This is a genomic window from Pseudomonas syringae group sp. J254-4 (assembly GCF_032586855.1).
In the GTDB taxonomy this organism is placed as follows: domain Bacteria; phylum Pseudomonadota; class Gammaproteobacteria; order Pseudomonadales; family Pseudomonadaceae; genus Aquipseudomonas; species Aquipseudomonas amygdali.
In genome coordinates this window covers 102,036-127,885 of sequence record NZ_JAWHOO010000007.1, presented here as the reverse complement: position 1 = coordinate 127,885, position 25,850 = coordinate 102,036, and the positions used below count along the sequence as shown (strand labels likewise).

Annotated in this window: 24 protein-coding genes; 22 read left to right on the top strand and 2 right to left on the bottom strand. The window is 53.3% G+C overall.

Going from position 1 to position 25,850, the window contains the following annotated elements:
- The first annotated feature begins 16 nt into the window (after window positions 1-16).
- The 10 genes from RYB09_RS11320 to pilM are packed head-to-tail and all read left to right on the top strand — an operon-like array spanning window position 17 to window position 10,917.
- The gene (locus RYB09_RS11320; RefSeq protein WP_316888433.1) at window positions 17-1,150 is read left to right on the top strand and encodes a TcpQ domain-containing protein; all 1,134 of its coding nucleotides are present in this window, start codon (window positions 17-19) and stop codon (window positions 1,148-1,150) included.
- Window positions 1,147-2,883 carry a PilN family type IVB pilus formation outer membrane protein gene (locus RYB09_RS11315; protein ID WP_316888432.1) on the top strand — a complete coding sequence of 579 codons (1,737 nt, stop codon included), beginning with the start codon at window positions 1,147-1,149 and terminating at the stop codon, window positions 2,881-2,883. The genes RYB09_RS11320 and RYB09_RS11315 overlap by 4 nt, the downstream gene beginning before the upstream one ends.
- 1 nt (window position 2,884) lies before the next feature.
- Window positions 2,885-4,243, top strand: coding sequence for a type 4b pilus protein PilO2 (gene pilO2, locus RYB09_RS11310; RefSeq protein WP_316888431.1), 1,359 nt, complete (start codon window positions 2,885-2,887; stop codon window positions 4,241-4,243).
- Window positions 4,233-4,835, top strand: coding sequence for a type IV pilus biogenesis protein PilP (pilP, locus tag RYB09_RS11305; RefSeq protein ID WP_316888429.1), 603 nt, complete (start codon window positions 4,233-4,235; stop codon window positions 4,833-4,835). The genes pilO2 and pilP overlap by 11 nt, the downstream gene beginning before the upstream one ends.
- The gene (locus RYB09_RS11300; protein WP_316888427.1) at window positions 4,832-6,463 is read left to right on the top strand and encodes a GspE/PulE family protein; all 1,632 of its coding nucleotides are present in this window, start codon (window positions 4,832-4,834) and stop codon (window positions 6,461-6,463) included. Before pilP ends, RYB09_RS11300 begins: the two co-directional genes overlap by 4 nt.
- Complete coding sequence (locus RYB09_RS11295; protein ID WP_005783238.1) at window positions 6,453-7,544, top strand: type II secretion system F family protein; 1,092 nt, start codon at window positions 6,453-6,455, stop codon at window positions 7,542-7,544. Before RYB09_RS11300 ends, RYB09_RS11295 begins: the two co-directional genes overlap by 11 nt.
- Window positions 7,545-7,582: 38 nt before the next feature.
- Entirely contained in the window at window positions 7,583-8,107 is a 525-nt protein-coding gene (locus tag RYB09_RS11290; RefSeq protein WP_005734830.1) for a type 4 pilus major pilin, read from the top strand.
- Window positions 8,108-8,109: 2 nt separating this feature from the next.
- Window positions 8,110-9,042, top strand: coding sequence for an ATPase, T2SS/T4P/T4SS family (locus RYB09_RS11285; RefSeq protein ID WP_316888423.1), 933 nt, complete (start codon window positions 8,110-8,112; stop codon window positions 9,040-9,042).
- Window positions 9,039-10,445, top strand: coding sequence for a shufflon system plasmid conjugative transfer pilus tip adhesin PilV (pilV, locus tag RYB09_RS11280; protein WP_316888421.1), 1,407 nt, complete (start codon window positions 9,039-9,041; stop codon window positions 10,443-10,445). Before RYB09_RS11285 ends, pilV begins: the two co-directional genes overlap by 4 nt.
- A 31-nt stretch (window positions 10,446-10,476) precedes the next feature.
- The gene (gene pilM / locus RYB09_RS11275; protein WP_016981096.1) at window positions 10,477-10,917 is read left to right on the top strand and encodes a type IV pilus biogenesis protein PilM; all 441 of its coding nucleotides are present in this window, start codon (window positions 10,477-10,479) and stop codon (window positions 10,915-10,917) included.
- A gap of 556 nt (window positions 10,918-11,473) precedes the next feature.
- Here pilM and RYB09_RS11270 read toward each other — a convergent pair.
- Both RYB09_RS11270 and RYB09_RS11265 read right to left on the bottom strand, forming a co-directional pair.
- A complete protein-coding gene (locus RYB09_RS11270) occupies window positions 11,474-12,430 on the bottom strand; it encodes a tyrosine-type recombinase/integrase (protein WP_316888419.1) in 957 nt (318 codons plus the stop codon).
- Window positions 12,427-12,912 (bottom strand): GNAT family N-acetyltransferase, encoded by a 486-nt coding sequence (locus tag RYB09_RS11265; protein ID WP_316888417.1) that lies wholly within the window; start codon window positions 12,910-12,912, stop codon window positions 12,427-12,429. Before RYB09_RS11265 ends, RYB09_RS11270 begins: the two co-directional genes overlap by 4 nt.
- Window positions 12,913-13,225: 313 nt before the next feature.
- Between RYB09_RS11265 and RYB09_RS11260 the strand changes: the two genes are divergently transcribed.
- The 12 genes from RYB09_RS11260 (at window position 13,226) to RYB09_RS11205 (ending at window position 25,822) form a co-directional block, all read left to right on the top strand.
- Complete coding sequence (locus RYB09_RS11260) at window positions 13,226-13,414, top strand: hypothetical protein (RefSeq protein ID WP_074556946.1); 189 nt, start codon at window positions 13,226-13,228, stop codon at window positions 13,412-13,414.
- Window positions 13,415-16,891: a PIN domain-containing protein gene (locus tag RYB09_RS11255; protein ID WP_316888413.1), complete on the top strand. Its 3,477-nt coding sequence runs from the start codon at window positions 13,415-13,417 to the stop codon at window positions 16,889-16,891.
- 134 nt (window positions 16,892-17,025) lie between these two features.
- Window positions 17,026-19,047 carry a DNA topoisomerase III gene (locus RYB09_RS11250; protein WP_316888411.1) on the top strand — a complete coding sequence of 674 codons (2,022 nt, stop codon included), beginning with the start codon at window positions 17,026-17,028 and terminating at the stop codon, window positions 19,045-19,047.
- Between the two features lie 821 nt (window positions 19,048-19,868).
- Window positions 19,869-20,135: a hypothetical protein gene (locus RYB09_RS11245; protein ID WP_316888409.1), complete on the top strand. Its 267-nt coding sequence runs from the start codon at window positions 19,869-19,871 to the stop codon at window positions 20,133-20,135.
- Window positions 20,136-20,488: 353 nt separating this feature from the next.
- Window positions 20,489-21,037: a regulator gene (locus tag RYB09_RS11240; protein ID WP_316888407.1), complete on the top strand. Its 549-nt coding sequence runs from the start codon at window positions 20,489-20,491 to the stop codon at window positions 21,035-21,037.
- Between the two features lie 183 nt (window positions 21,038-21,220).
- Entirely contained in the window at window positions 21,221-21,589 is a 369-nt protein-coding gene (locus tag RYB09_RS11235; protein WP_212785018.1) for a hypothetical protein, read from the top strand.
- A gap of 304 nt (window positions 21,590-21,893) precedes the next feature.
- Window positions 21,894-22,124 carry a hypothetical protein gene (locus tag RYB09_RS11230; protein WP_005730111.1) on the top strand — a complete coding sequence of 77 codons (231 nt, stop codon included), beginning with the start codon at window positions 21,894-21,896 and terminating at the stop codon, window positions 22,122-22,124.
- A 96-nt stretch (window positions 22,125-22,220) separates the two neighbouring features.
- The gene (locus tag RYB09_RS11225) at window positions 22,221-22,796 is read left to right on the top strand and encodes an STY4534 family ICE replication protein (protein WP_316888403.1); all 576 of its coding nucleotides are present in this window, start codon (window positions 22,221-22,223) and stop codon (window positions 22,794-22,796) included.
- Between the two features lie 704 nt (window positions 22,797-23,500).
- Window positions 23,501-23,836, top strand: coding sequence for a hypothetical protein (locus RYB09_RS11220; RefSeq protein WP_316888401.1), 336 nt, complete (start codon window positions 23,501-23,503; stop codon window positions 23,834-23,836).
- Between the two features lie 95 nt (window positions 23,837-23,931).
- The gene (locus RYB09_RS11215; protein ID WP_316888399.1) at window positions 23,932-24,543 is read left to right on the top strand and encodes a DUF3275 family protein; all 612 of its coding nucleotides are present in this window, start codon (window positions 23,932-23,934) and stop codon (window positions 24,541-24,543) included.
- Between the two features lie 88 nt (window positions 24,544-24,631).
- Window positions 24,632-25,156: a hypothetical protein gene (locus tag RYB09_RS11210; protein WP_316888397.1), complete on the top strand. Its 525-nt coding sequence runs from the start codon at window positions 24,632-24,634 to the stop codon at window positions 25,154-25,156.
- Between the two features lie 66 nt (window positions 25,157-25,222).
- Window positions 25,223-25,822 (top strand): hypothetical protein, encoded by a 600-nt coding sequence (locus RYB09_RS11205; protein ID WP_316888395.1) that lies wholly within the window; start codon window positions 25,223-25,225, stop codon window positions 25,820-25,822.
- The last annotated feature ends 28 nt before the right edge of the window (window positions 25,823-25,850 follow it).

Below are 25,850 nucleotides of genomic sequence, written 5' to 3'. Positions count from 1 at the left end.
TGGGGTCAAGGCACACATGATCAGGCAGCTTTCCACACTTTCCATACTCGCGCTGTTCGCCGGATGCACGTCTGTAGCGGACAAACCGGTTGGACCTGCTTTCGACAGCAGCCAGAATCCTGAGCTGCTCTCGCCAGACCTGTACTCAAGTGGCGCAAAGTCCGGCCAGGAGCCGATGGTCCGCTATGGTCGATACGCTCTGGTGAATACCGCACCAGAAGCCGAACAGCGTGACCTGATGGCCCAGATCATCGATGTCAGCATTCCGGCCAATATGCATCCGTCCGTCCAGGATGCGATGCAGTATGTGGTCAGCCGCTCAGGCTACACCTTGTGCTCACCGGGCACCGGGCACGTAAACATCTTGTTCACACGCCCCCTTCCTGCTGCCCAGTACAAGCTCGGGCCAATGAGCCTGCGCAACACGCTGCAGGTACTGGCCGGCCCGGCATGGCAGGTCAAAGTCAACGAAGTCACGCGCGGTGTCTGTTTTGTACTGCGGCCAGGTTACCAACTGCCGGAGACGTCTAAGCCCGTGTCACTGGCTCAACCTGCCCAACCGGCCAGCACTGGATCAACTTCGGTAGCCAGCACCTCCCCAGCCGTTACCGTTGTAACTGCCCCGGCAACCGGAACCCCATTCAGCAAGGCCACATCGCCTGCAGGGCAATCGCAAACCACGGTCGTCACGCAGGCAAAAGCGCAACCAGCTGCATCCATCAGCACCCCAGCCAAGGAAGGCCCCCCTACACAGCAAAAGCCGACTCCTGTGAGCGCGGCTCCGGCGAAGGCCACATCTCAGACCACCGTCACCAAGAGCATCGCTTCGACAAGCCAGGCTCCGACAAAACCTGAACCTGCAGCGAAACCCGTCGCAACGGTTGCGCCACAGCAAACGTGGAACGCGCCTGTGGGCAGTACCTTGCGTCAATCGGTCGAAGACTGGGCCAAGCGGGCCGGCTGGCAGGTTATCTGGGTGCCGGAGGATCTGGACTACCCCATCGAAGCACCATTGAGTTTTACAGGCTCCTTCACCTCGGCAGTCAGGCAGATATTCCCACTCTACGACAACGCCAAACGGTCCTTTGTGGTGGACGGTAATGAAGGAAATGGTCAGCAGGTTCTGCACGTATCGGAGAGGAAAAAATGAGCATGCCCTTCATGCGTCAGACCGCTCTGTGCCTCGCTGTTTTGTTGGCATCAGCCTGCTCAGTCCAACGGGTGGATGAAGCTGCTGCACGGGCAGAGGCTACCGCCGATTCTGCCGGCCGTTACGTAGCTATCCAGCGTAACAAGCAGCAGCAGGAACGCCGCGACACAGTGATATTCAGCGATAAACCCTGGGTTTCAACGCAGCCAGTTGTTGCGAGACGAGGCATCCCCTCCAAGTATGACTGTGAGGTCGCCTACCGGCCTGCTGGCAGTGTCGGAATCGCTGAAATTGCCCAGTACATTTCCAGCCAGTGCGGCATCCCCGTACTTGTCTCGCCGGATGCGCTCAATCCTGGCCTGCTGAACGCCAATGCACCTGCCCAAGGCAACAATGCTCCTCCGATCAGCACAGCCCCCAACCCTGACAGCCTGGCCGGGCTTTTGCCTGCAGGCATTACAGGCGGCTCCAACTTGGCGCAGGCCTCTCAGGGCAGAAGCTCTGACTTCGCATCGATGCTGACACCGAATCTCGTCAGTGGGTTGCGCTACTCAGGGAAAGCTTCGGGTCTGCTGGATGACGTCACCGCGCGGCTGGGACTCACCTATCGATTCAATCCCAACTCACGGTCAGTGCAGGTCAGCTATTTCGATACCAAGGTGTTCGACGTCTACGCATTTGGTGACGTGCAGGAAATCAAAAGCACCGTCAGATCCGGTATGACCACCTCCTCAGGTTCGGGCAGTGGTTCGTCGAGCGGATCGTCCTCAGGAAGCAGTTCTTCGGGCGTTTCAGGTGACTCGGGCAGCAACCAGAGCACGACAGTCACACTCAACACATCGATCCTGACTGACATCCAGAGCAACGTGAGGGCCATGCTTAGCACGTCGCCGCCTGGCCGCATGTATCTGTCGCCCTCGACAGGGACGTTGACCGTGACAGACCGGCCAGACGTGCTTTCGAACGTTGAGACCTATCTGGCCAAGACCAACCACGCGATCACCCAACAGGTGCTGTTCAATGTGAAGGTGTTTGAGGCGACTCTGACCGACACCGATCAGCTGGCTTTGAACTGGGCGGCCGTCTACAACTCGCTGAGCACAAAGTGGGGCCTGTCTCTGTCGAATACTGTGCCAGGCATCAGCTCCAGCGCTATCTCGGGCTCGGTAGGCATTGTCGATACAGCCAACTCCGCCTGGGCAGGTTCCAACGCGATCATCCAGGCAATCGCAGAACAGGCCCGGATCTCGAATGTTCGCTCGCCGTCTGTGACCACATTGAACCTGCAGCCTGCTCCACTGCAGATCGGCAACGTTCAAGGCTACATCCCATCGGTTCAAACCAACACCACTGCGTCAGTGGGCTCCAGTACGGCAATTACTCCAGGCACGATCACCTCCGGCTTCAACATGACGCTGCAACCACGCTTGATGGACGACGATGAGATGCTGCTCATGGTTTCGATCAACATGAGCTCCAAACCTACCTTCGAGCCATTCACCAGCAACGGCTCCAGCGTTCAGATCCCCAACTACGATGCGAAAAGTCTGTCGCCAAAAGTGAAGCTCCGCAGCGGTCAGACATTGATCCTGTCGGGCTTTGAGGAGCTCAGCGACAACACGGACAAGATCGGCACAGGTTCACCTGGATTCTTCGGTCTTGGCGGTGGTCGTAAGCGCACCTCGTCAAAAAGCATTCTGGTGGTGCTGATCACCCCGATTGTGACCAACTGACATGGCGAACCCGTTCTCTCTGTTCCGAAAGCGCGCCCCGCACGCTCAATTGCCCAGCGACGGCAAAGTTCAGATTCTGACTTATCACGGTAGATCTTTCGTGACAGGCCTACTGTGGCACCCGTTGGGTAGCCTTACTGGCTACATGAAAGAAGCACGACAGTTCGGTCGCGCCCAAGAAATGGACATTGTCGCCATCAGGCATACCGAGTCGGTGATTCAGGCCGGGTTCGTTTCGCAGAATGACGGCGCAGTCAAAGGCATGTATTCCCTTGCAGCATCACTCGCTGGGCAACTGGGCGCATCGTGGCTGGCTGCCTGGAGGATCGAGGACGCCGATGACAGATACGCCTTGGTCGCAGTGTACCGAGGCGCGGTCATCCCGGGAGCAGACCTGGTAGGCAGCAGTGAGGAAATAAAAAAGAAGGTGGCTCAGCAGCTGAGCCGCTCGATGAGCTTCGACAAGATCTTTCTCCCGCCGGAGTTTGCTCGCGGTGGCGAACGATTCGACCCAGATACATTGTTGCAGCCTTCAAATCTCAAGCGCGAATACAAGCTGACACCGCTGGCATTCGGCCTGTCCAGACAGGAACTGCTGAAAGCCGCGGTGATTGGTTCGTTGGTCGTGGCCGGCCTGATTGGGTGGCAGCAATGGAACGAACATAAGCTGCAACTTGCTCGCCAGGCGCAGGAAGCGGCAGAGGCGGCAAGGCAAGCTGAACTGGATGCCCTGAACCAGCGAACAAACTCACCAGTTGTGATCGAGGCGCTTGTGCATCCGTGGGTAAAACAGCCTTCTGTCCCAGTTTTTCTTGAAGGTTGTAACGGCGCAATCGACCAGTTACTACCGGCAATCGAAGGGTGGCTATTCGTCTCCGCTAAATGCGACGGGACGCTGATGTCGGCCAACTACAACCGCACTGGCAACAGCACCACGATGGCTTTCACCGCTGCTACTGCGGGCTACTTTGCTGATACGCCCGCGTTCTACGACGAGGGCAACAAGGCCGCTGTGAAGCTCACCTTCGAGCTGCCGCTTGCGGGTGATGACGTTCTGAATCCTGCCACGCAGGCCTTGGACAGCATCACTTCATGGCTGCAAGCCCAAGACCTGCAGCCCAAGATCACGGAAGTACCTGTGACGGTTGTCCAGCCACCAGCGTTGCCTGGCCAACCAGCGCCTCCACCACCACCGCCCCCGGATTATCGACACTTCGAAATCCGCTACACGAGCCTGTTGCCGCCAGCGATTGTTCTCCAAGGCGTGCAAAGCACTGGAATGCGCCTGCGTGAAATCAAAACCGACTTTCAAGACGGCAAATTAACCTGGAACGTCATAGGTGACCTCTATGTGCATTAACACTCGCGCTTCAATTCTGCTGACCTTTCTGTTGTCCTGCGTAGCCGCCGGCAACATGGCCGTCGCGGCCGATCCATCTCCCACCGACATCAGTCGGATCAACATTGGCGAGCTGTCCCAGGTGCAGAGTGAAACCCTTCTCTTCAAAGCACAGGCGGCGCGAGCTCGTGCCAAGGAAGACATCGTAAACGGGGGCAAGACATCTACGTCTGCGCCGGTTCAAGTATCGCAGACCGCTTACACGATGCCCGCCCCGGTCAGCAATACCGCACCGCAGTTGCCGGTGGTCAAGACCGTGTTCAGGACGAATAACGCCCTGTATGCCACGTTGCTGTATGGAAGTGGTTTCGAGGTCGATGCATCAGTTGGCAATGCTGAGCTGCCAGGCGGATTCAAGGTAATCAGCGTGTCCCTTGACAGCGTTGTACTGGGCCATGACGGACGCCGATATCCCCTAGGGTTCTCGACCAGGGCACCCATTGGTTCGGTTGACGCGCCCCAAATGTCACTGCAGACACTCAAGCCTATAACTCCCGGCCAGCCCTCGGCTATGAGTCCGCTGTCCAGCATGTCGCAGGAGTTACAGCGATGAGCGGCGCGGTACGAATTGAGCCAGAAATTGAGGCTGATCCGTTGGCACATCAGGTCACCCGACCGACCGCGCTTGTGCAACCGATAACCATCGCCATGCAGTCTGACGTGGTCGGAACGGTCCTGACTGCGGAGGGACAGCGGTTGGGGGATATCACCAGCGAGTTGCGTCAGCTGGTCGCCCTGTTAGCACCTGCCACTATGGCCGAGGAAGCAGAACTGCTCGTGTCGTCTCAGCACATGCACGACCCTTATGTGATGGCATTTATGGACCGCCTTGACCGAGCCGGAGTGCCGTTTCAGATCATCAGCAGCACGCTCAGCGAGATCAAGTCGCTGTACCAAAACGTCGGCAAAGCTTTCGCCGGATCTGTAGACAGTACCCAGCGCCAGCAAGAGGTGATTCGTATCATTGGCGCGGCCCATGCACGACGCGCTTCCGACGTGCATTTCATCGTTGGCCACGAAATCACCTACATCAAGTTCCGTGAGGACGGTCTCTTGCGGGAGTACGGGCAGATCCAGAGCGCCGTAGGAAATGAGCTCTGTTCTTCACTCTTCAACTCAATGTGTGACGTCAAATCCGAGGGCTACTATCAACCGGAGTTGAAACAGGACGCGCGCATAGCTCGCACCTTCCTCGATCAATTGGGACTGTCCGGAGCCCGTGTAGCCACACGCCCTTTGGTCGACGGGCCCCTGATGGTGCTGCGTCTGATCTATGACGATCAGGAGAAACAGTCCGTAGACGATCTGGGGTTTCTGCCACAACAGAATTTGCTGTTCAAGAGGCTTCGAAGCCTCCCTTACGGCGTGATCATATTGACCGGTCCGACTGGATCGGGGAAATCGAAGTCGCTCCAGGTGCAGATCAACCTTCTGGCTGAAGAATGCAAGGGCACGAAACATATCCTTACCGTTGAGGACCCGCCCGAATATCCGATGCGTGCAAATCAGTCCCCTCTTGCCAGCAATGAGACATGGGGAGAATCGATTACAAACTCCGTGCGACTCGACCCCGACATACTTATGTACGGGGAGATTCGCGATCTAGAATCTGCTCAGGGAGCATTGCGCGGTGGTATGACTGGCCACCTCGTTTTAACAACTTTACACACCAACAACGCTGTAGCAGCAATCCCTCGGCTGATCGACATGGGGGCTGATACAAGCCTGGTCACCGACCCAACACTCATCGTCGGCCTTATCAACCAGTCTTTGCTGCCAACGCTGTGCAGGAAGTGTCGCGTGCCTGCGCACAGCCAGATCAGTACCTTGGATCCGCAGCTGGTCGAGCGGCTTGAAAAGATGACCGTGCTGGATCAGGTCTATCTGACCGGGCGTGGTTGCTCTCTATGCCGTGACGGGGTGGACGGCAGGGCCGCTGTCGCAGAAATTATTCTCCCGACCCACCGGTTCATGGAGGAGATCCGAAAGAATGGCCCAAGCGCTGCGCGTCAGTATTGGGTCAAGCACATGGGTGGTATCACGAAGGTTGCCCACACGCTCATCAAGATTAATGCGGGGCTGATTGACCCGCGTATGGCAGAGGCCGTAGTAGGTCCACTGGATTTTGACAGCTACATGCTGGATGCCGAGTCAACTGAGGCAGAAGCCTATGCTCAGTAAGGTGATGGACGCTTGGACTGGGCTTGTAGATAGCTTTTACAGAAACCAGTTCGGAGGCAATGAGCGTATCCGGCTGTACGACAGCATGACCGCTTTGCTGGAGAATGGGGTGCCACTCGACCTGGCCCTTGATCGTATTGGATCAATCTACAGTGATGGTGGCCGCCGTGCTCGACATCCGATCGCCCTTGCCAGCTATGGCATAGGCAAAGCTGTGGACGGCGGCAAGACGCTGGCCCAGGCATGCCTTAACTGGGTGCCTTATCAGGAGCACGCCGTCATCAGCGCCGGTGAGAAGTCAGGGAACTTGATCCAGGCATTCAGCGACTGCGTGCGCATCATCGAGGCTCGGCAAAAAGTGATGAGCCTGGTGCTCTCAACGGCCTTGTACCCGATATTTGTCTGGAGCTTGATGGCCTACTTGCTGAACGTAGTCGCCACTCGGGTGGTCCCTGCCATGAGCCGCTCATCCAACCCAGAAGCCTGGTCCGGCGCACCAATGGTTCTGAACATGATCGCCACCTTTGTGACTAACTGGGGGCTGCTGACTTTGTGCCTTGTAGTGGTCCTGGTTGTCACCAGCGTCGTCACTCTGCCTTATTTCCGTGGGCCTTGGCGGACACGGCTGGAGATATTGCCTCCCTGGTCAATCTACAAAGCGCTCCACGGCTCAACTTTCCTCCTCAATATCGCGGTCATGCTGCGAGCAAATATCGATCCGCTCGGAGCGTTGGACACGTTAAAGCGCGGGGCAAATCCGTGGCTGCGTGAACGCCTGGAAGCCGCTCACTATGGGGTTCGGATGGGTAAAAACTTCGGCGAGGCTTTGGATCTTTCCGGGCATGAATTTCCAGGCCACGAAGCGATTCAATTTCTGATTGTTCTCTCCACCACGCAGAGCTTCTCGGCTGCAGTGCACCGCTACAGCCTTCGCTGGTTGGAGATATCACTGAAGCAGGTCGAGCGTTACGCAAAGACACTGTCCCTCGTATCCATGGTTCTGATCGGCCTGTTGATGATGCTGGTCATGGTCGGAGCCTACAGCATGACCGGCAATGCCACACAGGGCATGACGCACTGAGCACTACACCCGTTACCCACATACCCAGGACCACACACATGCAAAACATCACTCAATCCGCTCGGGCGAACCAGATCGGCTACATATCGGTTGAATTGCTATTCGTTCTCATCGTTATCCTGATGGGGATGGGCTACGCCCTTTACAACGGTTGGAGCGCGATGGGCAGTTCGGACGTCAACAACGAGCAAGGTAACGTCGGTCAACTGATCGCCAACACTCGCAAGCTCAAAGGCAGTGCCGGTTACGGAGCGTCAGGGACCGATCTGATCGCCCAGCTTAGCTCTATTAAGGGCCTTCCTAATATGTCCTTCTCCGGCGGCAAGATTTACAACGCCTGGAGTGGGCAGGTCACTGTGGTTGCCAATGGCATGACCTTCACAGTCACCGAATCGGGCTTGCCCCAAGATGCCTGCGTAACGCTGGCCACGACGATTGGACGCGGGCATAAGGTCACCACCGCTATCAATGGCGGCACGGCTGTGAGCGGCGAGGTGAGTTCTGCTAATGCTACTAGTGGCTGCACTACAGACAGCAACACCCTCGCTTGGACGGCCTACTGAGCATGAGCCCGATCATCGACACGCCCTTTGTAGACCTCTATCTGGGGCCGGATTTCACGGACGTAAAAGGCCTGGATGGCCAGAGCGGACGTGTCGAGGCTCCGGAGAACTGGAAAGAAAGCGCCCAGCTTTTACGAGAGGAATGCTCCAAGCATTTCGAAGTGCATCAGGATCCTGAGTTCTCGTTGATCAAAGACGGGACGGTGCTTCGCGTCACTCAGATACCCGATGCCTTCGGCCAGGCTGTCTTCGTACTGCGCAAATCAAATGCGCAGGTGCGGCAGTTCGACCAGTTGGGTTTTCCAGAAGACCTGGTCGAATCGTTGCTTACAAAGCATGTGCGCGGGCTGGTGATTTTCTGTGGAGAGATGGGCACTGGAAAGACCTCAAGCGCGGCTTCGCTAATCATCGCCAGGCTAATTGCGTGTGGTGGGATAGCGTTGGCTGCAGAGGATCCTGCCGAGACAGATTTGAACGGTCGTCACGGACCTGGTCGCTGCATCCAGATGCAAGTTTCAAGACGCAATGGGGGTTATGAGGAGGCTCTGATGAGGGGCCTTCGCTCTGGCGCGGACATGATGCTTATCGGGGAGATCAGAGACACCCCGACAGCAGTTCAGGCGGTACGAGCGGCGATCAACGGCCTGTTTATCATCACCACAGTCCACGCGGGAACCGTACCGCAGGCGATTGAGCGAGTAGCAACTCTTGCGGAGCCGGCAATCAGCAACGTCCGATCAATCCTGTCGCAGGGTTTGGTGGCGGTAGTCGCGCTTGCCCTTGAAGGTGAAGGTGCAATGAGGCATCTGAAGATCCAAAGCCTTTCACTCACTGGACCTGACGGCCCTGGTATTCGCGAGAAGATCCGATCGAATCAAATCGCAATGCTTAGCCAGGATGTGGATCAGCAATCGAACAGGAGCATCTGGGGATGAATCTTTTCAAGCCCGGCCGGACCAGAACAAACGGTTTCGTGATAGTCGAGCTGCTCTTCGGCTTGATCATTTTTGCCATTGCGTCGGCCATTGGCGTTTCGCTGGTCGCAGACAGAATGGATGCGCAGAACTATCAGATCGCAGCTCAGCAACAGCAGCAGATCGCAGAGGCCGCTTCTAAATACCTAAAGGACAATTTCTCAACGGTCTATGGATCCGCGGGTACAACCACACCCGCAACGATTACTCCACAGATGCTACGGAACACCAACTATCTGCCAGCCAGCTTCAGTGACACAAATGCATTCGGTCAGCGCTTCGTGGTGCTTGCCCGAAGGGTAAACGTCAACCAGCTAGAATCCATCGTGATCACTACCGGCGGACAGGCTATCGATGAGATCGGTACACGGACGATTGCGGAAAATATGGGCGCGCCGGGTGGCTTCATCCCGTTCAACAACACCGGCGTTATTCAGGGAGTACGAGGCGGCTGGCAACTTGCGCTGAGCAACTACGGGATCAACCCAGGCGTTGGCCACACTGCGAGTGCCTTGTTTCTCCAGGATGGTACGCTCTCCAACGACTACCTGTACCGCAACGCCATCCCAGGAAAGCCTGAACTCAATCGCATGAACACGGCGCTCAGTATGGGAGGAAACAATGTCAACGATGTAGCTGCATTGAACGCCTCTGGAACAGTGACGGTTGGAGGGAATGTCGACACTGCTGGATCAGTCAACGCCACTGGTAATGTGAGTGCGTCGGGATCAGTCACAGCCCAGGGAAATGTAAGTGCATCAGGATCCGTCACAGCCCAGAGCAACGTCATCGCTGCAGGTGATGTATACGCACAGTCGGTGAACGCCTCGGCCAACCTCACGGGCGCGGCTGCCCGCATATCAGGCGAGACTGTCACAGGCGGTTGGTTTCGCACTCAGGGCGACACCGGCTGGTACAGCGAAAAATGGGGCGGTGGCTGGTACATGAGTGACTCGGACTGGGTACGGGTCTACGGCGACAAGAACCTCTACACAGGCGGGAACATCCGGGGTGGGACAGTGACTTCTGAAGGTCGCGCGACCGTCGGTGAATACCTGCAACTCAATGGCGTAGCCACTGCCGGCACAGCCTGTGCTGCAAACGGTATGGTTGGTCGCACCAGTACGGGTCGATCGCTTTCCTGTGATAACCAGGTCTGGGTAGTGAACGGTTCAAGTGCCCCTACCTGTACGGCACAGACAATCAATGGTTACGACGCAAATGACGCGACTACCTATTCCTGCCCAGTCGGATACACCAAAGTCGGGTGGGACACCACTGGCTCCGGCCAACGAAACAGCAGCACTCCGGGAATTGTGATCGGCCAGAACGACTTCGCCACCATTTTCTGTTGCCAGTTTTGAGCAGGCTCATAGCAGTCATCGAGGACGTAGAGTGAACATTTACTGGCTTGCAATGGTGGTGATTACAGCAGTGCTCGGAATGGTTTACGAGAAGTCACACCAGGCAGAACAGAGCTCCCAGACCGTGGAGATCTCCCTGATTGCTCATAACGTCCTCGTCTACAGAAATGCCTTGGCCGAGTATGCATACACTCACAAAGCTGCGTCAGGCAGGGTGGCAGATAACCAGTTGGTTCTGCCCACTTGGTACGCTCGTTACCCTGGAGTGGATGGAGTGATCGATGCTGGACGAAGTTACGCGTTCTTCGGATCCCCTCCTCCCGGTCTTGTTTCAGAGATGATCAATTTGACTGATGGATCGCTGGCCATCGGCACGGCGGCGTCTGGCAATCTTGTCACACCGTCATCAGGTAGCGTAGGGGTCGCATTACCGGCAACAGTACCCAACGGCGCAGCCGTGGCTTACCAATGAGTCGATTTACGGATCGTCACAGATGCAAACAGAAAGGTAGCAGGGGCGCATGCCCCTGCCGCTGTTACTTAGAATTGTTGGATTAGCCGAATCAGACGAATAGACCAGTACGCGGTCTGCAGCGCTCTGATCAACTCTTCAGGTATGAATCGCAGCATGGCGATGTCCTCTCAGAGTGAATGGGATCAGGGTTAGGCTCCTGACATATCCACACGACAGCGAGTAAACCCCCTAGAGGAGTTGACGAAGGGGGTTACCAGCAATACTCTGAGATTTCCGAGGTCCCGTTGTATGCGTCATGTGTTGCATCGATGTTAATCGCAAGAAAATTGCATTGCCACCTGATATCGATAGTGACGCCCCCAGCCCCCGCCTCGCGCGGGGGTTTTTATGACTACGCGATTTTCGTAGAAATGGTGTTTTGAGGTATCTGGAAGCATCCGGGAGACCTCTACGAGCCTTTCCGTCAAATTTCGAGATTTGGAATAAGCAGTAGCTACCAACCCTAACTCTCCGACGAGTGGTAGTGATTGAAGGGGCCTACAATCCGCGGCTCTCAGTATTTGACCTTAAACGTCGGAGAGTCTTCCGGTCGCTGACCGCGCCGATCATACAAACGCGTCGTGCTGATGTTTGCGTGCCCCAGCCAGATCTGCACCTTGGCAATGTCGGCATCATGTTCAAGCGCGTTGGTAGCCGCCGTGGCCCGCAGGCCGTGCACGCCTAATCCGTCCACGTGGATCTGCGCAGCGCTTGCCCACTTACTGACAACGCCATAAACCCCCTTGCCGGTAATCCCGGTACCGGACGTCTTGCCGCGCAGCGAGCGGAAAAGCGCACCAGGCGTCTGCGCTCGATCACCATCACGCACCAGGTACACGTAGATCCGTTCAGCCGCGACCGGGTGCAGTGGCAGGTAGCGGATCTTGCCGCCCTTGCCGTGGATCCGCAGGTGCTTCACACCACGGCGCTCCTGCAGGTCGCCGGTCTGCAGCAGGCTCAACTCTTCACGGCGCAGTCCTTGGTACAACAGCACCGCGAGTATCGCCCGGTCGCGCGCACCCTGGAGCGATTCATCGTCCGGCGCATCGAGCAGCCGCTTGGCCTGGTCGTCGCCCAGGGCGGGAGTCTTGCCCTCATTGCTTTCAACTGGGGGCCTGGCCACTCCATGCACCGGGTTGCCCCCGGCCAGTGCATTGTTGTCCAGGAGGTAATCGAAGAGGCTGGCCAGCGCCGCTAGTTTGCGCCGGATCGTGGCTCCAGAAAGAGCGCGTCGCTCGAGCTGGGCGCGCCAGGCTAAAACGTGTGCCCGGTTCACGACGCGAAACTCTTCGGCACCGGCCAGGCCGACAAAGCTGCAGAAGTCGCGCAGATCGGCCTGGTACGCACGGCGCGTGCGCGGGTTGCGGATATTGGCGAACCACTCGACGGCTGCCGGCACTGAGGCCAGCTCCTGAAATTCCAGTGCTGTCAGTCGCCGCTCCCCGGTGTTGGCCATCACCAGCTCGCTCATGCATTTCGCTCCGCATCGTGCCGCGCTTTGATGGCCGGCCACTCAGGGGAAGCCATCAGCTCGCGGATCAGGCGTTTATGTTCCGGCTCTGGCACCAGGTGCTGCCAACGCTCCTGCTCCAGCTCCATTTGCCTGACACCGCGTAACTGAGCCTCAATCTTCACACCCGCTGCGCCGAGGCGCGCTCGTGCATGGCACCAGAGACCTTCCGACGTGGTGTATTCGTACAGCGGCACGATGGGCAGCCCGTGCAGTTGCCAAAGGTGCCAGAGGACGGCAGAGCCGATGCCCTGTCGCTGACTACCGGGCCTGAGCTCAATCATGTTGATGTACAGCCGGTCGCGCAGCGGGTTGATGCTGTAGTCGATCTGACCCACACGCTGGCCGTCGACCTCAATGTGATCGATGAAGTCAGTACCGGGAAACACGAAATGACCAGGCTGCGATTCGGTGCGCTCGTTCACCAGGGTAATCGGTCGCACAACCACACTCGCGACGTGCCGTCTACTGAAAAAACCACGAATCCTGCTGAAAAACGTCATATGCCCGCCTGAGATCGAAAGAGCCGATAACCTATTTTATCACCCATTTTTACATAGCATGTGCCGCCATTCAGATACGTGGCTGGACTGAACGTCGGCGGGCGTTGAACCTCCGACCGCTCCCCATAGTTAGAAACCGTCAGCACGAAGCAATCAGGTTTTGTGAAAAAAAGGCTACTATTGATCCTTGGAGCCAAGAGTGGCTCATGGACACCACGATTCCCGTAACAGATTAAGGCTCTGGAGGCTCAGCATGAATTTCTCATTAATAGATAATCCTCAATTGGCAATCGTTTTGGTAGTTGCACTCGTCCTCATCGTAAGCGTGACAGTGCGATTCGTGTGGAAGCGCAAGGTAAGTGTTAAAGCTAAGAACGGTGCTGTCGCAGTCAACGGCCCCAACAAAGGAACTATCAATGCTTCATATCGCAAAGGAAAATAAATGCGGAGCCTTTGGAGTTATTTTAAATTCAATAAAGCAAATGACGCCACTGCGGTAAAGGCGAAAAATGGAGCGGTAGCCTTAAACGGGGACAACAATGGGACTATCGTTATCAACGATACGCACACGATAAAATCTGCAGTATCTGAAGCGTTAATCGCACAGACAGGTATTCTTAACAAGGGCCTCTCAGGGGAACTGCAAACCGAAATTGGGCGGCAAATAGACCATTATCGGGATATAATGAACAGTGGCCGCGTTAAAGAAGCGCTTGGGCTATACTCGGAGCTTTTGACACACCAAGCGAAAAATTTGCAACCAGTATTCATATTCCGAATAAAGGCAAACATTGCGATTTGCGAGCACCTACTAGGCAAAGATGATATAGCCGCACGCCTACTTCTTGAAGCTTGCACTTATGCTCCAGAAGATGAACGTGCAGTTGCACTCAAAGCTTTCGCGCTCATCATTGATGATAGGCCGAATACTGCTATTGAATATGGCTTAGCAGCACTGAAGAATCACCCAGACAATGAAACTCTTGCAAGCTACATCATCCAGGCAGTAAGAATTAACTACCAACATTCGGAGACATTTGAAAACCCTTTTTCGCAATTTCCGGATCACCTAAAGAACTCCAAACTAGTAAAGCTAGCTCACATACACCTCCTCGCATCACGAGAAACCGAAGGTTGGCGAGAGCTAGCGAATGAGTACCTGTGCGAAGATCCAGATGACTTATCGGCTAAAAGCCTTGTCGCGCTTGGTATAATCCAGCACTTTGTTAGCAGTCGTCAGAGCCCAAACGGTTTCAAATTTTCAGCAGCTGACATATCGCAATTAAAAACCGCGTCCGACCATCTTCGAGATTATTGGCTCGAGTTCCAGAGTAGCGACCGATTAGCAAACAGCTGGGACTTGCAGTCCATACAGTGCCTGATAATTTCTTTCAAGCTGACCGCAAACTTTGACGAACTGCGGGAACTTTGCGCTTATGTTCTTTCAGATTTATCCGAAGACCAAGGACTAATTGAAACAACTGCAAAATGTTTGCTGGACATTCAAGAACCAGAATTATGCAGAAAAGCCATCACAAAATTGCAGAACCTTGACGAATCGAAAAAGCTGAGTTTTCTGCTGAACGTTACCAGCCTAGACTGGGACACCCTATCCAGATACCAAGAATTCCAAATCTCTAAATTTGATGAAGCCTTCAGTATCCAAGCGAAGATTGCGGTATATATCGCCAAGGCAAAAAAACAAGACTCTAACGGCAAATTAAAATTAGAGCAGTTGCTGTCATCGACCATTCTAGATAGTCGATGCCGACTCTTATTGTTCCAGCTCTCTTATAGCTGCGGCGTCCAAACCATTGCACTACTAGCACACAGCTATGGGTCCAAAACGTCGAATCAAGACTTCGATGTCATTGAATTCTTTCACTACATGAAGCTAGCTAGATATTTAATGCTCTGGAAGGAAATAATCTATAGATTGAGCTCATATCCGGATAGTTTAGAAAATCCAGAGCTTAAGCACATGCTCGCCTTAGCCTACATCAATGAGCAGCACATTCGATCTGAGGCAGTTTCATTTTATGAAGAACTCACGAAAGCCCCTGCAGGATTCGAGCTTTTACTAGGGATATTCTGGTACAGACAAAAAGACTATGCTGAATCTCACAGATTCATTTCACTCTATTTTGAATCCAAAGGTAAAGAGCTCTACGGCCTGATAATACTGATTGATATAGCAAGAGAAAAAAAGGACATCCACGAGCTACAAAGGCTCTTTGAAGTACATGTATTAGATGATTATGATGGCTCGCCAATTGAGTGGATGCACATCGCTAAGGCGTTGGTTCTGGCTAGCCGGCCTGCGCAAGGGCTCAAATTAGGCCATAGAGTATACTCTCAAAATAAGAACTCACCCAAAGTTGCACTCAGCTATTTTCATCTATTCCTAAACGCCAATAAGACAGCGCTTTTGACCAACGACTTGCCAGCTGGTGCAGGATGCCGCTTAAGGCTCACGTGCAGTGATGGAACCGTTGTCACTAGGGAGGTCCCGGAGACAATCCAAGATGACATCCTGCTCAATCCCGACGGTGTAGATCCTTATATAAAAGAAGTGCTGGGCTGCAAGGCTGGCTATGAATATCAACGGCAAAAAATGCAAGGCGTGGTTGTCTGGAGACTGGAAGAAGTTAAGCATCAATACCTGGACGCTTTTCAGACTATTTGCGAGACGTATGAAACACAATTCCCAGATGAAGGAGGATTGTGGTCAATGAAAACAGATGATGGAAACGTGCAACCGCTTTTGGATTTCATAAAGCGTCAAGCAGAAGCTGACGAACACTTTGTCACAACAGTTAATGACAAGAGAATTCCGTTAGGAATTGCAGCAGGAATGCGCAATAAAAATGTAGTTGAGGTTGCAGATCTCATAAGAATGACAGGAGATAATATTTATACTTGTGTTGGGACGCACGAAGAAAGAGATCAGGCTACATCCACAGCTATCAACTACAAAGGAAAGAACGCAGTCCTCGACACATATACAGCATGGACAGCCGCTCAACTTAAACTTGGCCCCACGCTTGTTAAATATTTTAATCAAATCTATATCACACAATCAACTATCGACTCACTGGAACAACTTCTCCGAGAATTTGAAACACACAACGGCGCTGAATTTAGCATTGGATGGCGTGCAGGACAGTTTGTCAGAACCGTGTATACGAAAGAGGATATTGAAAATCAGCTCGGTGCGTTTACCAACAACCTTCAAGCTCTTGTTAAATATTGTACAATTGTAAAATTCAACTTTCCAAGCGCAGTAGATGAGGTTACTGAGCTGTTATTAGAATTTGCTTCTGAATCTATTGAACCGTTTTTCGTGGCGAAGCAAAACGATGCTTTGCTGATCACCGACGACGGCTTTTCTAGAGAGTTTGCAACGAACAATTACCGCGTTATGGACAGTGTATGGCTACAAATAATCGTCAACATAGCTCATCAAGAAAGATTGATGGACACCCTGGAATACAGCGATGCTATTCTTGGATTATGCAGTTATAAACACAGCGCTGTCTCAATCACTTCAGCGGTCTTGGAAATGGTCTTTCAAAACGACTCAAGCGACGACCTGCGCGATTTCGGATTTCTCTGTATGAGCGTAGGCGGGCCAAAGGCCGAGCAAAGCAGCCATTTTGACCTAATAATGCGCTTCATCATCAATCATTGGTTATGCTCGTATAACCCGATGTTCAATCAGACTATTGAACGCCTGTTATACAAAAGTCATGGAGATGCTTACCCATCAACCAAAGCAATGAAAGCCACGTCCATTTTGCTTGAGAGGGTGCGCCAGATGCCTAACGGCGTAGGGTTGCTGAATGAAATGATGAGTATGCCGATACTTAGATTAGACAAATTCGTTCATGCTTGGTGGTCGGGACACTTTTACAGCTGAAATCTTTACGATTTGACGCATCTTTCCTACCCAGATGAAATAGGGTGGGAATCCGTTAAGGGTTTCTTGATGCGCAGACGCCCTGCGGCAGGCAAGGTTACTCCTTTGAGCTTCCCCCACTCATCGGAGTCATTATGCGTTTGTATCTGTGCGAGAAGCCCAGCCAGGGTAAAGACATCGCCGCCGTACTCGGGGCCAAGACACGAGGTGACGGCTGCATCAAGGGCAATGGTGTGGCCGTGACCTGGGGAATTGGGCACTTGCTGGAAACGGCTCCACCGGATGCCTATGGCGATCACCTGAAAAACTGGAGCCTGGACACACTTCCAATCCTGCCTGCGGAATGGAAAGTGCTAGTCAAGCCGAAAACCGCCAGTCAGTTCAAGATCGTCAAGCAGCTACTCAAGCAGGCCACCGAGCTCGTCATTGCGACAGACGCTGACCGCGAGGGCGAGATGATCGCGCGCGAACTGATCGAGTATTGTGGGTACCGGGGACCGATTCAAAGGCTATGGCTGTCTGCGCTCAATGAAGCATCCATCCGCCAGGCGCTCAACACCGTCAAACAAGGCTCTGAAACCTACCCGTTGTATCTCTCGGCGCTCGCTCGCTCCAGAGCGGACTGGCTCATCGGTATGAATTTTTCGCGGCTATTCACATTGCTCGGCCGACAGGCAGGGTACACCGGTGTGCTCTCGGTGGGCCGTGTTCAAACACCGACCCTTCGCTTGGTGGTCGACCGCGACCGGGAGATCTCGAACTTCGTGCCTAAACCGTTCTGGAGTGTCGAGGTTCAGCTCTGGACGGCAGGACAATCTTTCCTGGCGAAATGGGTCGCAGACGAGTACGTGGTAGATGAGGAAGGCCGTTGCCTTGATCAAGCCGCAGCGGCTGCAGCACTGGCCGCGATGAAAAATAGTCAGGCTGCAACGACTGTTTCTGTTGATACAAAGCGTGGCAAGGATCCAGCTCCGCTCCCGTTCGATCTGAGCACCCTGCAGGAGGTGTGCTCTGCAAAGTTTGGGATGGGTGTGCAAGAGACGCTGGACGTAGCACAGTCACTTTACGAAACTCACAAGGCGACGACCTACCCAAGGACCGATTGCGGGTACCTGCCGGAGAGCATGTTTGATGAAGTGGCTATGGTCCTCGATGCTCTGAACCGAACTGATCCATCTATCGGCAAGACGCTGCAAATGATCGACCCGGAGCAACGTTCCCGGGCATGGAATGACAAAAAAATCACTGGTCCCCACCACGGTATAATCCCCACGCTTGAACCAGCAAACCTTTCAGCAATGTCTGAGAAGGAACGCAAGGTCTATGAATTGATCCGCGCGCACTTCCTTGCGCAGTTCCTGCCTATCCATGAGTACGACCGGACCGTGGCCACCTTCGAATGCAATGCAGTTCCACTGCAAGCAGTGGGCAAGCGAATCGTGGTCCCAGGCTGGAAGACTCTTTTTTCAGCATCGTCCGAAGAGGAGGCTGATGAAAGTGGTGGCCGCTCTCAGATCCTGCCAGCGCTGCAAATTGGTACTCGGTGTGACGTTCAGGACCTGCATCTCAAATCGCTGAAAACCGAGCCGCCCAAGGCTTACACCGAAGGTACATTGATCAAAGCGATGAAAACCATTGCCAAGCTGGTCAAAGATCCACGACTGGCTCAAAAGCTCAAGGAAACCACCGGTATAGGTACTGAGGCAACACGCGCAGGCACAATTCAGGGCTTGATCGACCGAGGATCACTCATCAAGAAAGGTAGCGCGCTGCGAGCAACTGAAGCAGCGTTCTCGCTGATTGATGCGGTCCCTCCTGCTGTGGCCGATCCCGGCACAACTGCGGTATGGGAGCAAGCACTTACGATGATCGAGCAAGGCACCCTGACACTCGATGATTTTATCGCCAGGCAATCGAGCTGGATTACCAAGCTCGTCGACCAATACAAAGGCACCACCTTGTCGATCAAAGTGCCCGAAGGTCCCAAGTGTCCGCTGTGTAATGCGAAAACTTCGCAACGTAAAGGAGCCTCAGGCGTTTTCTGGGCGTGCTCCCGTTACCCCGAATGCAAAGGTACGGTGAACATTGGTACAAGCAAGAAAAAAACGCCGGGCAAGTCAGCCAAGCCGCGAGCCGCCACTGCCAGAAGCAGCTGAAAGGCTGGTTATAGCGGGGTTACAAATGATGTGCCACAATGGCGCTATTACCAGTTCCACCCCGCTGGTCACTGACGGTCATCAGTGACACCCTGGAGAAGTCGGCCTTGCCTTCATTCTCCTACCCCAAAGTACGCAAAGCATCGGGAGGGGCGTACAGATCTTGTTGTGAATTCTCCCTGTGTCTCCCTGTTCAGTAGCAGACACGCAGCCGTCTAACTCGTGAAAGCGGGTTCATAGGCACACAGAGTTCACAGAAGGTTCGATGCATAATCGTCTAAGGGCCGCACTGGTGTTGCGGTCCACTTTTTTTTAAAAAACTCTCCCGACTCTCTCGGAAGGTAACCTGGTCATCTCGCAAAGCGGGATGACCAGGTTACCTTCCGAGGTAGCCACTTTTCGCTACCGGTGCCCACCGGTGAAAAAACGGGCTCCCTTTGTGCGCGAATGCGTGCCTTTTGATAACTGGCCCCAGCCACGACAATGGGCCGGGTGATGTCGATGTAGCAATGCGTGAGATCAATGCCCAGGGATCCTCGCTGAGCTAGCGCTCACAGGTGGCAAACTTTACACGTTGTAGCAAAGTACACATCGGCTGAGAGCTATCGTCATGAAATTAGATAGCTCTCAGCACGATTCCCACTGAGCCAGCTTTCGAAAATCATGGCTTCTCCAGTTAGATGAAACGCCTGTTCGCGTGAAATTCCTCCAACGTATTGTTGGTTTGTATGAACAAAACAAGCTTTAAGTACGCCTCGCTTTTGCGGGGCTAAGTCAGTAAGGAACGCTGTATTTTGCGTTCGTCAATGTCAGGAATGAACATGAGTATATTGAAAGGATTGCTTGACTGGATGATCACTAAATTTGCGTCAAAGCAGTCTCCAGTAAGACCAGAAACGGTTGAAAACCAAGCGGCTCAGGCAGCCTTAGAACTCGCTGCAATTCTCAGGGTGGGGGGAGCCTTGGAGCATGACGAAATCCCCATGATCACACGTCGACTGCAGTCCGTGGTTGATGCAACAAATGCGGTGGTGGCTGCCTGCGAACCTATTCAAGCGGAAGGAAGATACTGTCGTAGAGAGCTCTGAAACAAGCATCTCATGCTGATCGTGGTCAAACCCGACAGCTCGTGCTTGACAAGCCTTCACAGAATTCACATTCTCAAGACATGTACCGCTGACGTTGTCAGCAACATGCCCGGGTAGTCAGGATCTCAAGACTACGATGCGCTCCACGCATTGATCCATCCCCAAGTTCGCAAAGCTTCCGGAGGCGCGAACGATCGGTGTTGATTGCCGATGGATGCATATTTTACCTTGCACTAAATGCTCTGCTTTACTCGGCTTGGCCGGGACATGTGACCTATTTTTCATACCCTCGGGGAAGCCTTTCCCTTAGGGAGAAGTGTCTCCGTTTTCTGCTGTTTAAACGGAGATAAACCATGTCAAATTATGCGGCTATATACTCATCGTCTCAAAATTCTGAAATCACCAAACGCGTTGACGTACTTTACAGCGAAGCATGCCGTGAATATCCGACATACGAAACTCTGGTCTTTGAGCATTTTTGCTCGCAGATGATTGAGACTTTCGGCGATGACGAACTTGCGCCAGAAGCGGCAGATGCATTTAGCTATGCACGCTCGGACTATGATTATCGTTCCCCTTCAGAAATCATGGCGGCAAGGGAAGTTAATCGGAGCCATGGAATCTGCAGCCACGGCCTTACTAAAGACACCTGCCCATGCGGTTGTTTTGAGTTCACAGGGCAAGAGGTTTACGAGGACTATGGCCCTGATGAATGTGAACCAATTGACGCTGATTTCCTTGTAACAACTGATCCTACCCTCGCAATGAGTGATGAGGAATGGGAGCTTATGAACGAACAATGGCGTCAGCAAGAAATTTTAGAGGCTAGTAGACCAATACGCACTTTCCTAAAGACTTTGTGGATCAAGGCGTTAAACTTATCAACAATCCGTCAAAGGTAGTCAGGATCTCATGACTACGATGCGTTCCACGCATCGATCCAACCTAAAGTTCGCAAAGCTTCCGGAGGCGCGAACGATCGGTGATTAAACGCCGATGGATGCACATTAAACGCTTCACTCACCCAGCGGGGAATCACTCCCCTACAGGGCGGTGTTCTCCGCGATATTCCCTGGAGAAACATCATGAGTACAGCAAGCTTTCGTTTTGGCGTCATGGTCGGCACTGCATTGCGTGAATGCATACGTGCGGTCAACCAAAAGCCAAAACCTGCAACAGTCCATGTGGTAACAGCGCAGTGCAGGATAATGCCTGAACCTGCGATGACCCACGACGAGTGCGAAAACTACTGCAGCGTGCCCGCCATAGTGCGTCGCAAAGGGATCAATCTTCGTGATTGGTATGAGGCTAATACGCAAGAGGCTCAAACCAAACCGGTGAGGAAAGCCCGTAAATCTCGCGCATCTCAGGTGCCTGAGACGTCCAAAAAGCAGAATGCTGACCCAGCAGTTAAGGCCCCTGTCATGGGTTCGTTGGACCAGCTCATTGCTTGATTCTCCCCGCCCCCGAGAAGCCCCTCATTCATTGAGGGGCTTTTTTTCATTAAGAGGGTTGACAAGCGAATCGCCCTTAAAGGATTCTAAAGACATGTACCGCTGACGTTGTCAGCAACATGCCCGAGGTAGTCAGGATTTCATGACTACGATGCGTTCTACGCATTAATCCAACCCCCAGTTCGCAAAGCATTCGGAAGCGCGAACAGTCGATCAGATGTCTGATTGATGAATGCACATTGATTCACACACCCCACCGGGACCTTTCCCGTCGGGTTGGTCTCATGCTCAGCAGGAGACCTTCATGAAAAGCAGTCTTGCGCTTTACCAAGCATTGATTTCAATCGATGTAACGGAAGACCGCGCCGCTGCAGTCGTCGATGCTCTGGAGTCGGATATGCAAACGCAACTCGCGACCAAAGCCGACATCGATAAGCTCGAGTCCCGACTCGAACTGAAACTCACCATTCGTATGGCTGTCATGCTGACTGCTGCCGTAGGCATTATGCTTACAGCATTCAGATTCATGCATTGATTGTCATAAAATTCGCTCTACCACCCATGCGGGGAATACCTTTCCCCTTGGGCGAAGTGTATCTCCGCTTTGAACACTCAAAACTGGAGATACATCATGAGCAATTCCACTAACGAATCCAAATACTTCGACCTGCACACTACTGGTATTGGTTATCTCAACCGCATTCGTGAAGTGAAGCCTCGCAAGGGTAATCCTTTCATGGCTGTCACCGTTGCCGCCCTCAAAGGCAGTACAGAATCGGTTGAATACACATACATCGATTGCAACGTGGTTGGTGCTGAAGCTGATAAGCTGATTCGCCGTTGCCAAGAAGCAGTTGATGCAGACAAGAAAGTTCTTGTGAACTTCCGTATCGGTGATATCTGGCCTGATATTTTCACTTACAGCAGTGGTCCAAAGCAAGGTCAAACAAGTGCCAGTCTCAAAGGTCGTCTCTTGTACATTGCCTGGATCAAAGTTGAAGGTGAATACGTTTATCAGGCACCTCTGAAAGAAGAAGCACCTGCCTCTTCTGAAAGCCAAGCGCTGATCACACCTGCTGAAATTCAATCTGAAGCACCCGCTCCAGCTGAATCAACAGCGAAAGTTACTCCTGCGCCTGTTACTCCCTCTGCAAACACACCAGCCAAACCGGCTCGTGCAGCACGAGGACAAAGACAAGCTGCTTGATAGCAATTTTACAAACTCAAGGCGCCCTTTAGGCGCCTTTTCTTTTCTCCAATGAGCAGGTAACGAAATCATGAAATCCGCCATCGCTGTTCTCGTATTTACGCTGCTCAGCATTTGTTTTTTTGAGTATGGACAACAGTTCGCCTCACAACTATCGACTCAAATCGGTGCCTGTGGACTGGTAGCCGCTTTCCTCTCTCTCACAATCACTGCCATCACTTCTTGATACGCAGTATAAATACACACCCCCTAAGGATCCCCATCCTTAGGGACAGGGGACTCACACATCGAGCCCCCTAATGTCTCAAAATCCTAACCGACTGCCACTGCTTATTGAAATTGGTCTTCTGGCGTCCAGAGCGCTTACGCAAGAGCGTATTGATCATCTGGTTGTGGCAGGCGAGATTACGCCGCATAAGTCAGCTGACGCTCATTGGGAGGCGGTCATCGACAAGTTGGAAGACTTGGTACTCATGGATCACATCGACAACTTTAATCCGAGCCACAGTCCGATACTTGCTGGTTCGGGGCTCTTAAACTCGTACTGGACACTCAGGCATTGGAAGGAACTAGCCGAAAAGCCTGATTGCTGACATAAACTCACAAAGATTCCATACCTAACGTTCTCAAGAGCGAAAACCAACCTGACCGGGTAATTCACCTCCCGGTCGGGCCAGGTGGTTACCCGCACCTGGAGAATTACTATGTCCATCAACATAAATCACTTGCCATCCACTTTGCTGAAACTGCCTGTTGTGCTGACGCCTTCCGCCTGGAAAGAATCAGTTCATTTGGAACAACCGTCACACATTGCAGAGGTCGGCAATCGTCTTGGCGAAGTCGTACTCGAAGCCTATCGCGAGCTGCATCTGCAGCCAGATGAGGGTCAGATCGACTTCGGCATCTATCGTTTTCTACCCAACGGTGATCGCTCGGGGCGTCATTGGCTCGAACTGAGACTTCATCGGATAGATGCCATAGACGGCAGTCCCTACCTTTGCATTTCGCTTAGAGCTGAACAGCCTCTCAACCTCTTCTGACCCAGTCGTCAACCTGAAACCACGAACAAGCCCGAATCTTCGGGCTTTTTTTCGGGCTCCCATATAAGTGGCCTGCCCGATAATCCGGAGTAGTCATGATCAACCTGCCCGGCTATTTGGCCATACGCACCATCAACGGTCGCAACGGCGCTTTCAACGTTGGGCGACTTTCGACGTCCATCGGTGAGTTCGTTATCAAGGACGCGCTGCTGGACCAGTACCACGAGGGCAAATATCGAGGTGATTTTGTGATCACCGAAATTCGTCCCTCCTACTACACAAACGGCGGCAGATTAGTGGTCGAAGTCCGAGCCAGGCTGGACAGCATGTCTTTGGACGATGTGGCTAACCTGAGCGCCGACGAGGCTGACAGGCTGTCCAACAACGAGACTGACCCACTCGACGAAGAAGCATCCGGCGGCTCGTCGTCAAACAGACCTCGTCCGGCTATTCAAACAACATCCAGAAGATCAGTTTCTGCTGACAGTGACGCACCGTTTGGGATGACGAGATCCGAGCCTGAGAAACAGGTCACCGCACATGAGGCTGATGCAGAGCTGTTCGGCACGATCTGGCCAATTGGACGTTCAGTCAAGCTGGACACAACTGTAGACCGTAAGCGTCTGCGGCAACAATGTGTTCGCCTTGGCGAGCTCGGGTATGAACTTGACTTCAAGCTGCAGATTTGGAATCTCAGCACTGATTGACCTTGTTTAGAACTGAGCGTTTTCTACTTTCACTTCCCCTGAGGGCTCCCTCATGGGTGCTCCTCATTACTGACTGAAGGAGCATTACATGCACCCACTTTTCATGAATCTCAAGAAACAGATCCTGGACACCATTGAGGATCAACTCACCAACAACGAAGAAGCCCCTGACGCAGAAATCTGGAACATTCTGGTCGACGAACTCGACCTGACCATAGAACAGGCGGACGCGGCCATAGCAATGCGACCGCGCTTTCGATGCGAGATATTCATTGCGGGGCAAAGCCCGTTATATCAAACAAACACCGTAACCTTCGATCCGCATCAGAAAAAACTCGTGGCTGCTGAGCCTCTGAGTTTCGATCAGATCTTAGAGATATACACGATGCTGTTGAAGAGTCGACCGTGTTACCGACTCAAACTGGGGGCTCACTGGGCCGCTGGTTTGAACTCAGAGGGTGAGCTGTATTGCACCCATCTAAACCCATGCGACAAAAACATCATGTTTGAAGTTTACGACTTCGACCGCGATGCGTTCGTTGATGGTCGCTGGCAGTATGAGACAGAAAAACAAACACGGGCGGCAATCGAAAACCCCATATTTATCCGCTAAACACATTGAATCCCGAGGGGCATCACCGCCCCTCAGGGCGGTTCCCCTCCTGTTTTGGAGGTCCTAATGACGAACCGCACTCAACTGTTTCACATAGAAGAATGCCCGGATCTGTACGTCGACGCGTGCGTCTGTGACGAGCAGCGAAACCTGATATTTCTCTCAGCCTGGGGCCGCGACACGGCCATGCAGGAGTTTCTGGCCAGGCTAACACTCGGTAACTCCGAGAACGGCCTGGACCAGTTCCACATTGTCATGAATGACCAACGCATCCCGGTGTTCCCTGATACGGATCTGTTGGAAAAACGCACCACTCGCCAGCTTCGCGGAACGCTCTTCGGTAGCCTGCTGCACTTATGGCTGTTCGATCAGCGTTGCTCGCAGCCGGATAGAGCAAACCATTCTGCTTACGCGCTCATCAATCAAGCCCAAGACCCGTTCGATAAGTTGTGGCCGCTGATCGTAGACACTTGCCCTCTTCCTTTCCTTCCACATTGGCGTGAGCCGGTGATGGAAGTCCTTACTGAGCACAACATGTTGTATCCGCTACCGGGAGCTATTGGCTCGGTGACAGCCTGGCGTTTGTCGCTGCAGCTGGACGTGCTCGAAAAAGTCCTGGGCGAACTCATTCGCGTAGGAAAACTCACCACTGAAGTTACGGCGTAGTTCACGCCACCAGTCTAAGGAGCCAACC

Excerpts from the sequence above, each read along its gene's own strand:
- RYB09_RS11255 (WP_316888413.1), top strand. The coding sequence starts at position 13,415 with ATGCGGAGCCTTTGGAGTTATTTTAAATTCAATAAAGCAAATGACGCC.
- RYB09_RS11260 (WP_074556946.1), top strand. The coding sequence starts at position 13,226 with ATGAATTTCTCATTAATAGATAATCCTCAATTGGCAATCGTTTTGGTA.
- RYB09_RS11250 (WP_316888411.1), top strand. The coding sequence starts at position 17,026 with ATGCGTTTGTATCTGTGCGAGAAGCCCAGCCAGGGTAAAGACATCGCC.
- pilV (WP_316888421.1), top strand. The coding sequence starts at position 9,039 with ATGAATCTTTTCAAGCCCGGCCGGACCAGAACAAACGGTTTCGTGATA.
- RYB09_RS11300 (WP_316888427.1), top strand. The coding sequence starts at position 4,832 with ATGAGCGGCGCGGTACGAATTGAGCCAGAAATTGAGGCTGATCCGTTG.
- RYB09_RS11240 (WP_316888407.1), top strand. The coding sequence starts at position 20,489 with ATGTCAAATTATGCGGCTATATACTCATCGTCTCAAAATTCTGAAATC.
- RYB09_RS11210 (WP_316888397.1), top strand. The coding sequence starts at position 24,632 with ATGCACCCACTTTTCATGAATCTCAAGAAACAGATCCTGGACACCATT.
- RYB09_RS11235 (WP_212785018.1), top strand. The coding sequence starts at position 21,221 with ATGAGTACAGCAAGCTTTCGTTTTGGCGTCATGGTCGGCACTGCATTG.
- RYB09_RS11215 (WP_316888399.1), top strand. The coding sequence starts at position 23,932 with ATGATCAACCTGCCCGGCTATTTGGCCATACGCACCATCAACGGTCGC.
- RYB09_RS11270 (WP_316888419.1), bottom strand. The coding sequence starts at position 12,430 with ATGAGCGAGCTGGTGATGGCCAACACCGGGGAGCGGCGACTGACAGCA.
- pilO2 (WP_316888431.1), top strand. The coding sequence starts at position 2,885 with ATGGCGAACCCGTTCTCTCTGTTCCGAAAGCGCGCCCCGCACGCTCAA.
- RYB09_RS11230 (WP_005730111.1), top strand. The coding sequence starts at position 21,894 with ATGAAAAGCAGTCTTGCGCTTTACCAAGCATTGATTTCAATCGATGTA.
- RYB09_RS11220 (WP_316888401.1), top strand. The coding sequence starts at position 23,501 with ATGTCCATCAACATAAATCACTTGCCATCCACTTTGCTGAAACTGCCT.
- RYB09_RS11320 (WP_316888433.1), top strand. The coding sequence starts at position 17 with ATGATCAGGCAGCTTTCCACACTTTCCATACTCGCGCTGTTCGCCGGA.
- RYB09_RS11315 (WP_316888432.1), top strand. The coding sequence starts at position 1,147 with ATGAGCATGCCCTTCATGCGTCAGACCGCTCTGTGCCTCGCTGTTTTG.
- RYB09_RS11245 (WP_316888409.1), top strand. The coding sequence starts at position 19,869 with ATGAGTATATTGAAAGGATTGCTTGACTGGATGATCACTAAATTTGCG.
- RYB09_RS11295 (WP_005783238.1), top strand. The coding sequence starts at position 6,453 with ATGCTCAGTAAGGTGATGGACGCTTGGACTGGGCTTGTAGATAGCTTT.
- RYB09_RS11285 (WP_316888423.1), top strand. The coding sequence starts at position 8,110 with ATGAGCCCGATCATCGACACGCCCTTTGTAGACCTCTATCTGGGGCCG.
- RYB09_RS11225 (WP_316888403.1), top strand. The coding sequence starts at position 22,221 with ATGAGCAATTCCACTAACGAATCCAAATACTTCGACCTGCACACTACT.
- RYB09_RS11290 (WP_005734830.1), top strand. The coding sequence starts at position 7,583 with ATGCAAAACATCACTCAATCCGCTCGGGCGAACCAGATCGGCTACATA.
- pilP (WP_316888429.1), top strand. The coding sequence starts at position 4,233 with ATGTGCATTAACACTCGCGCTTCAATTCTGCTGACCTTTCTGTTGTCC.
- RYB09_RS11205 (WP_316888395.1), top strand. The coding sequence starts at position 25,223 with ATGACGAACCGCACTCAACTGTTTCACATAGAAGAATGCCCGGATCTG.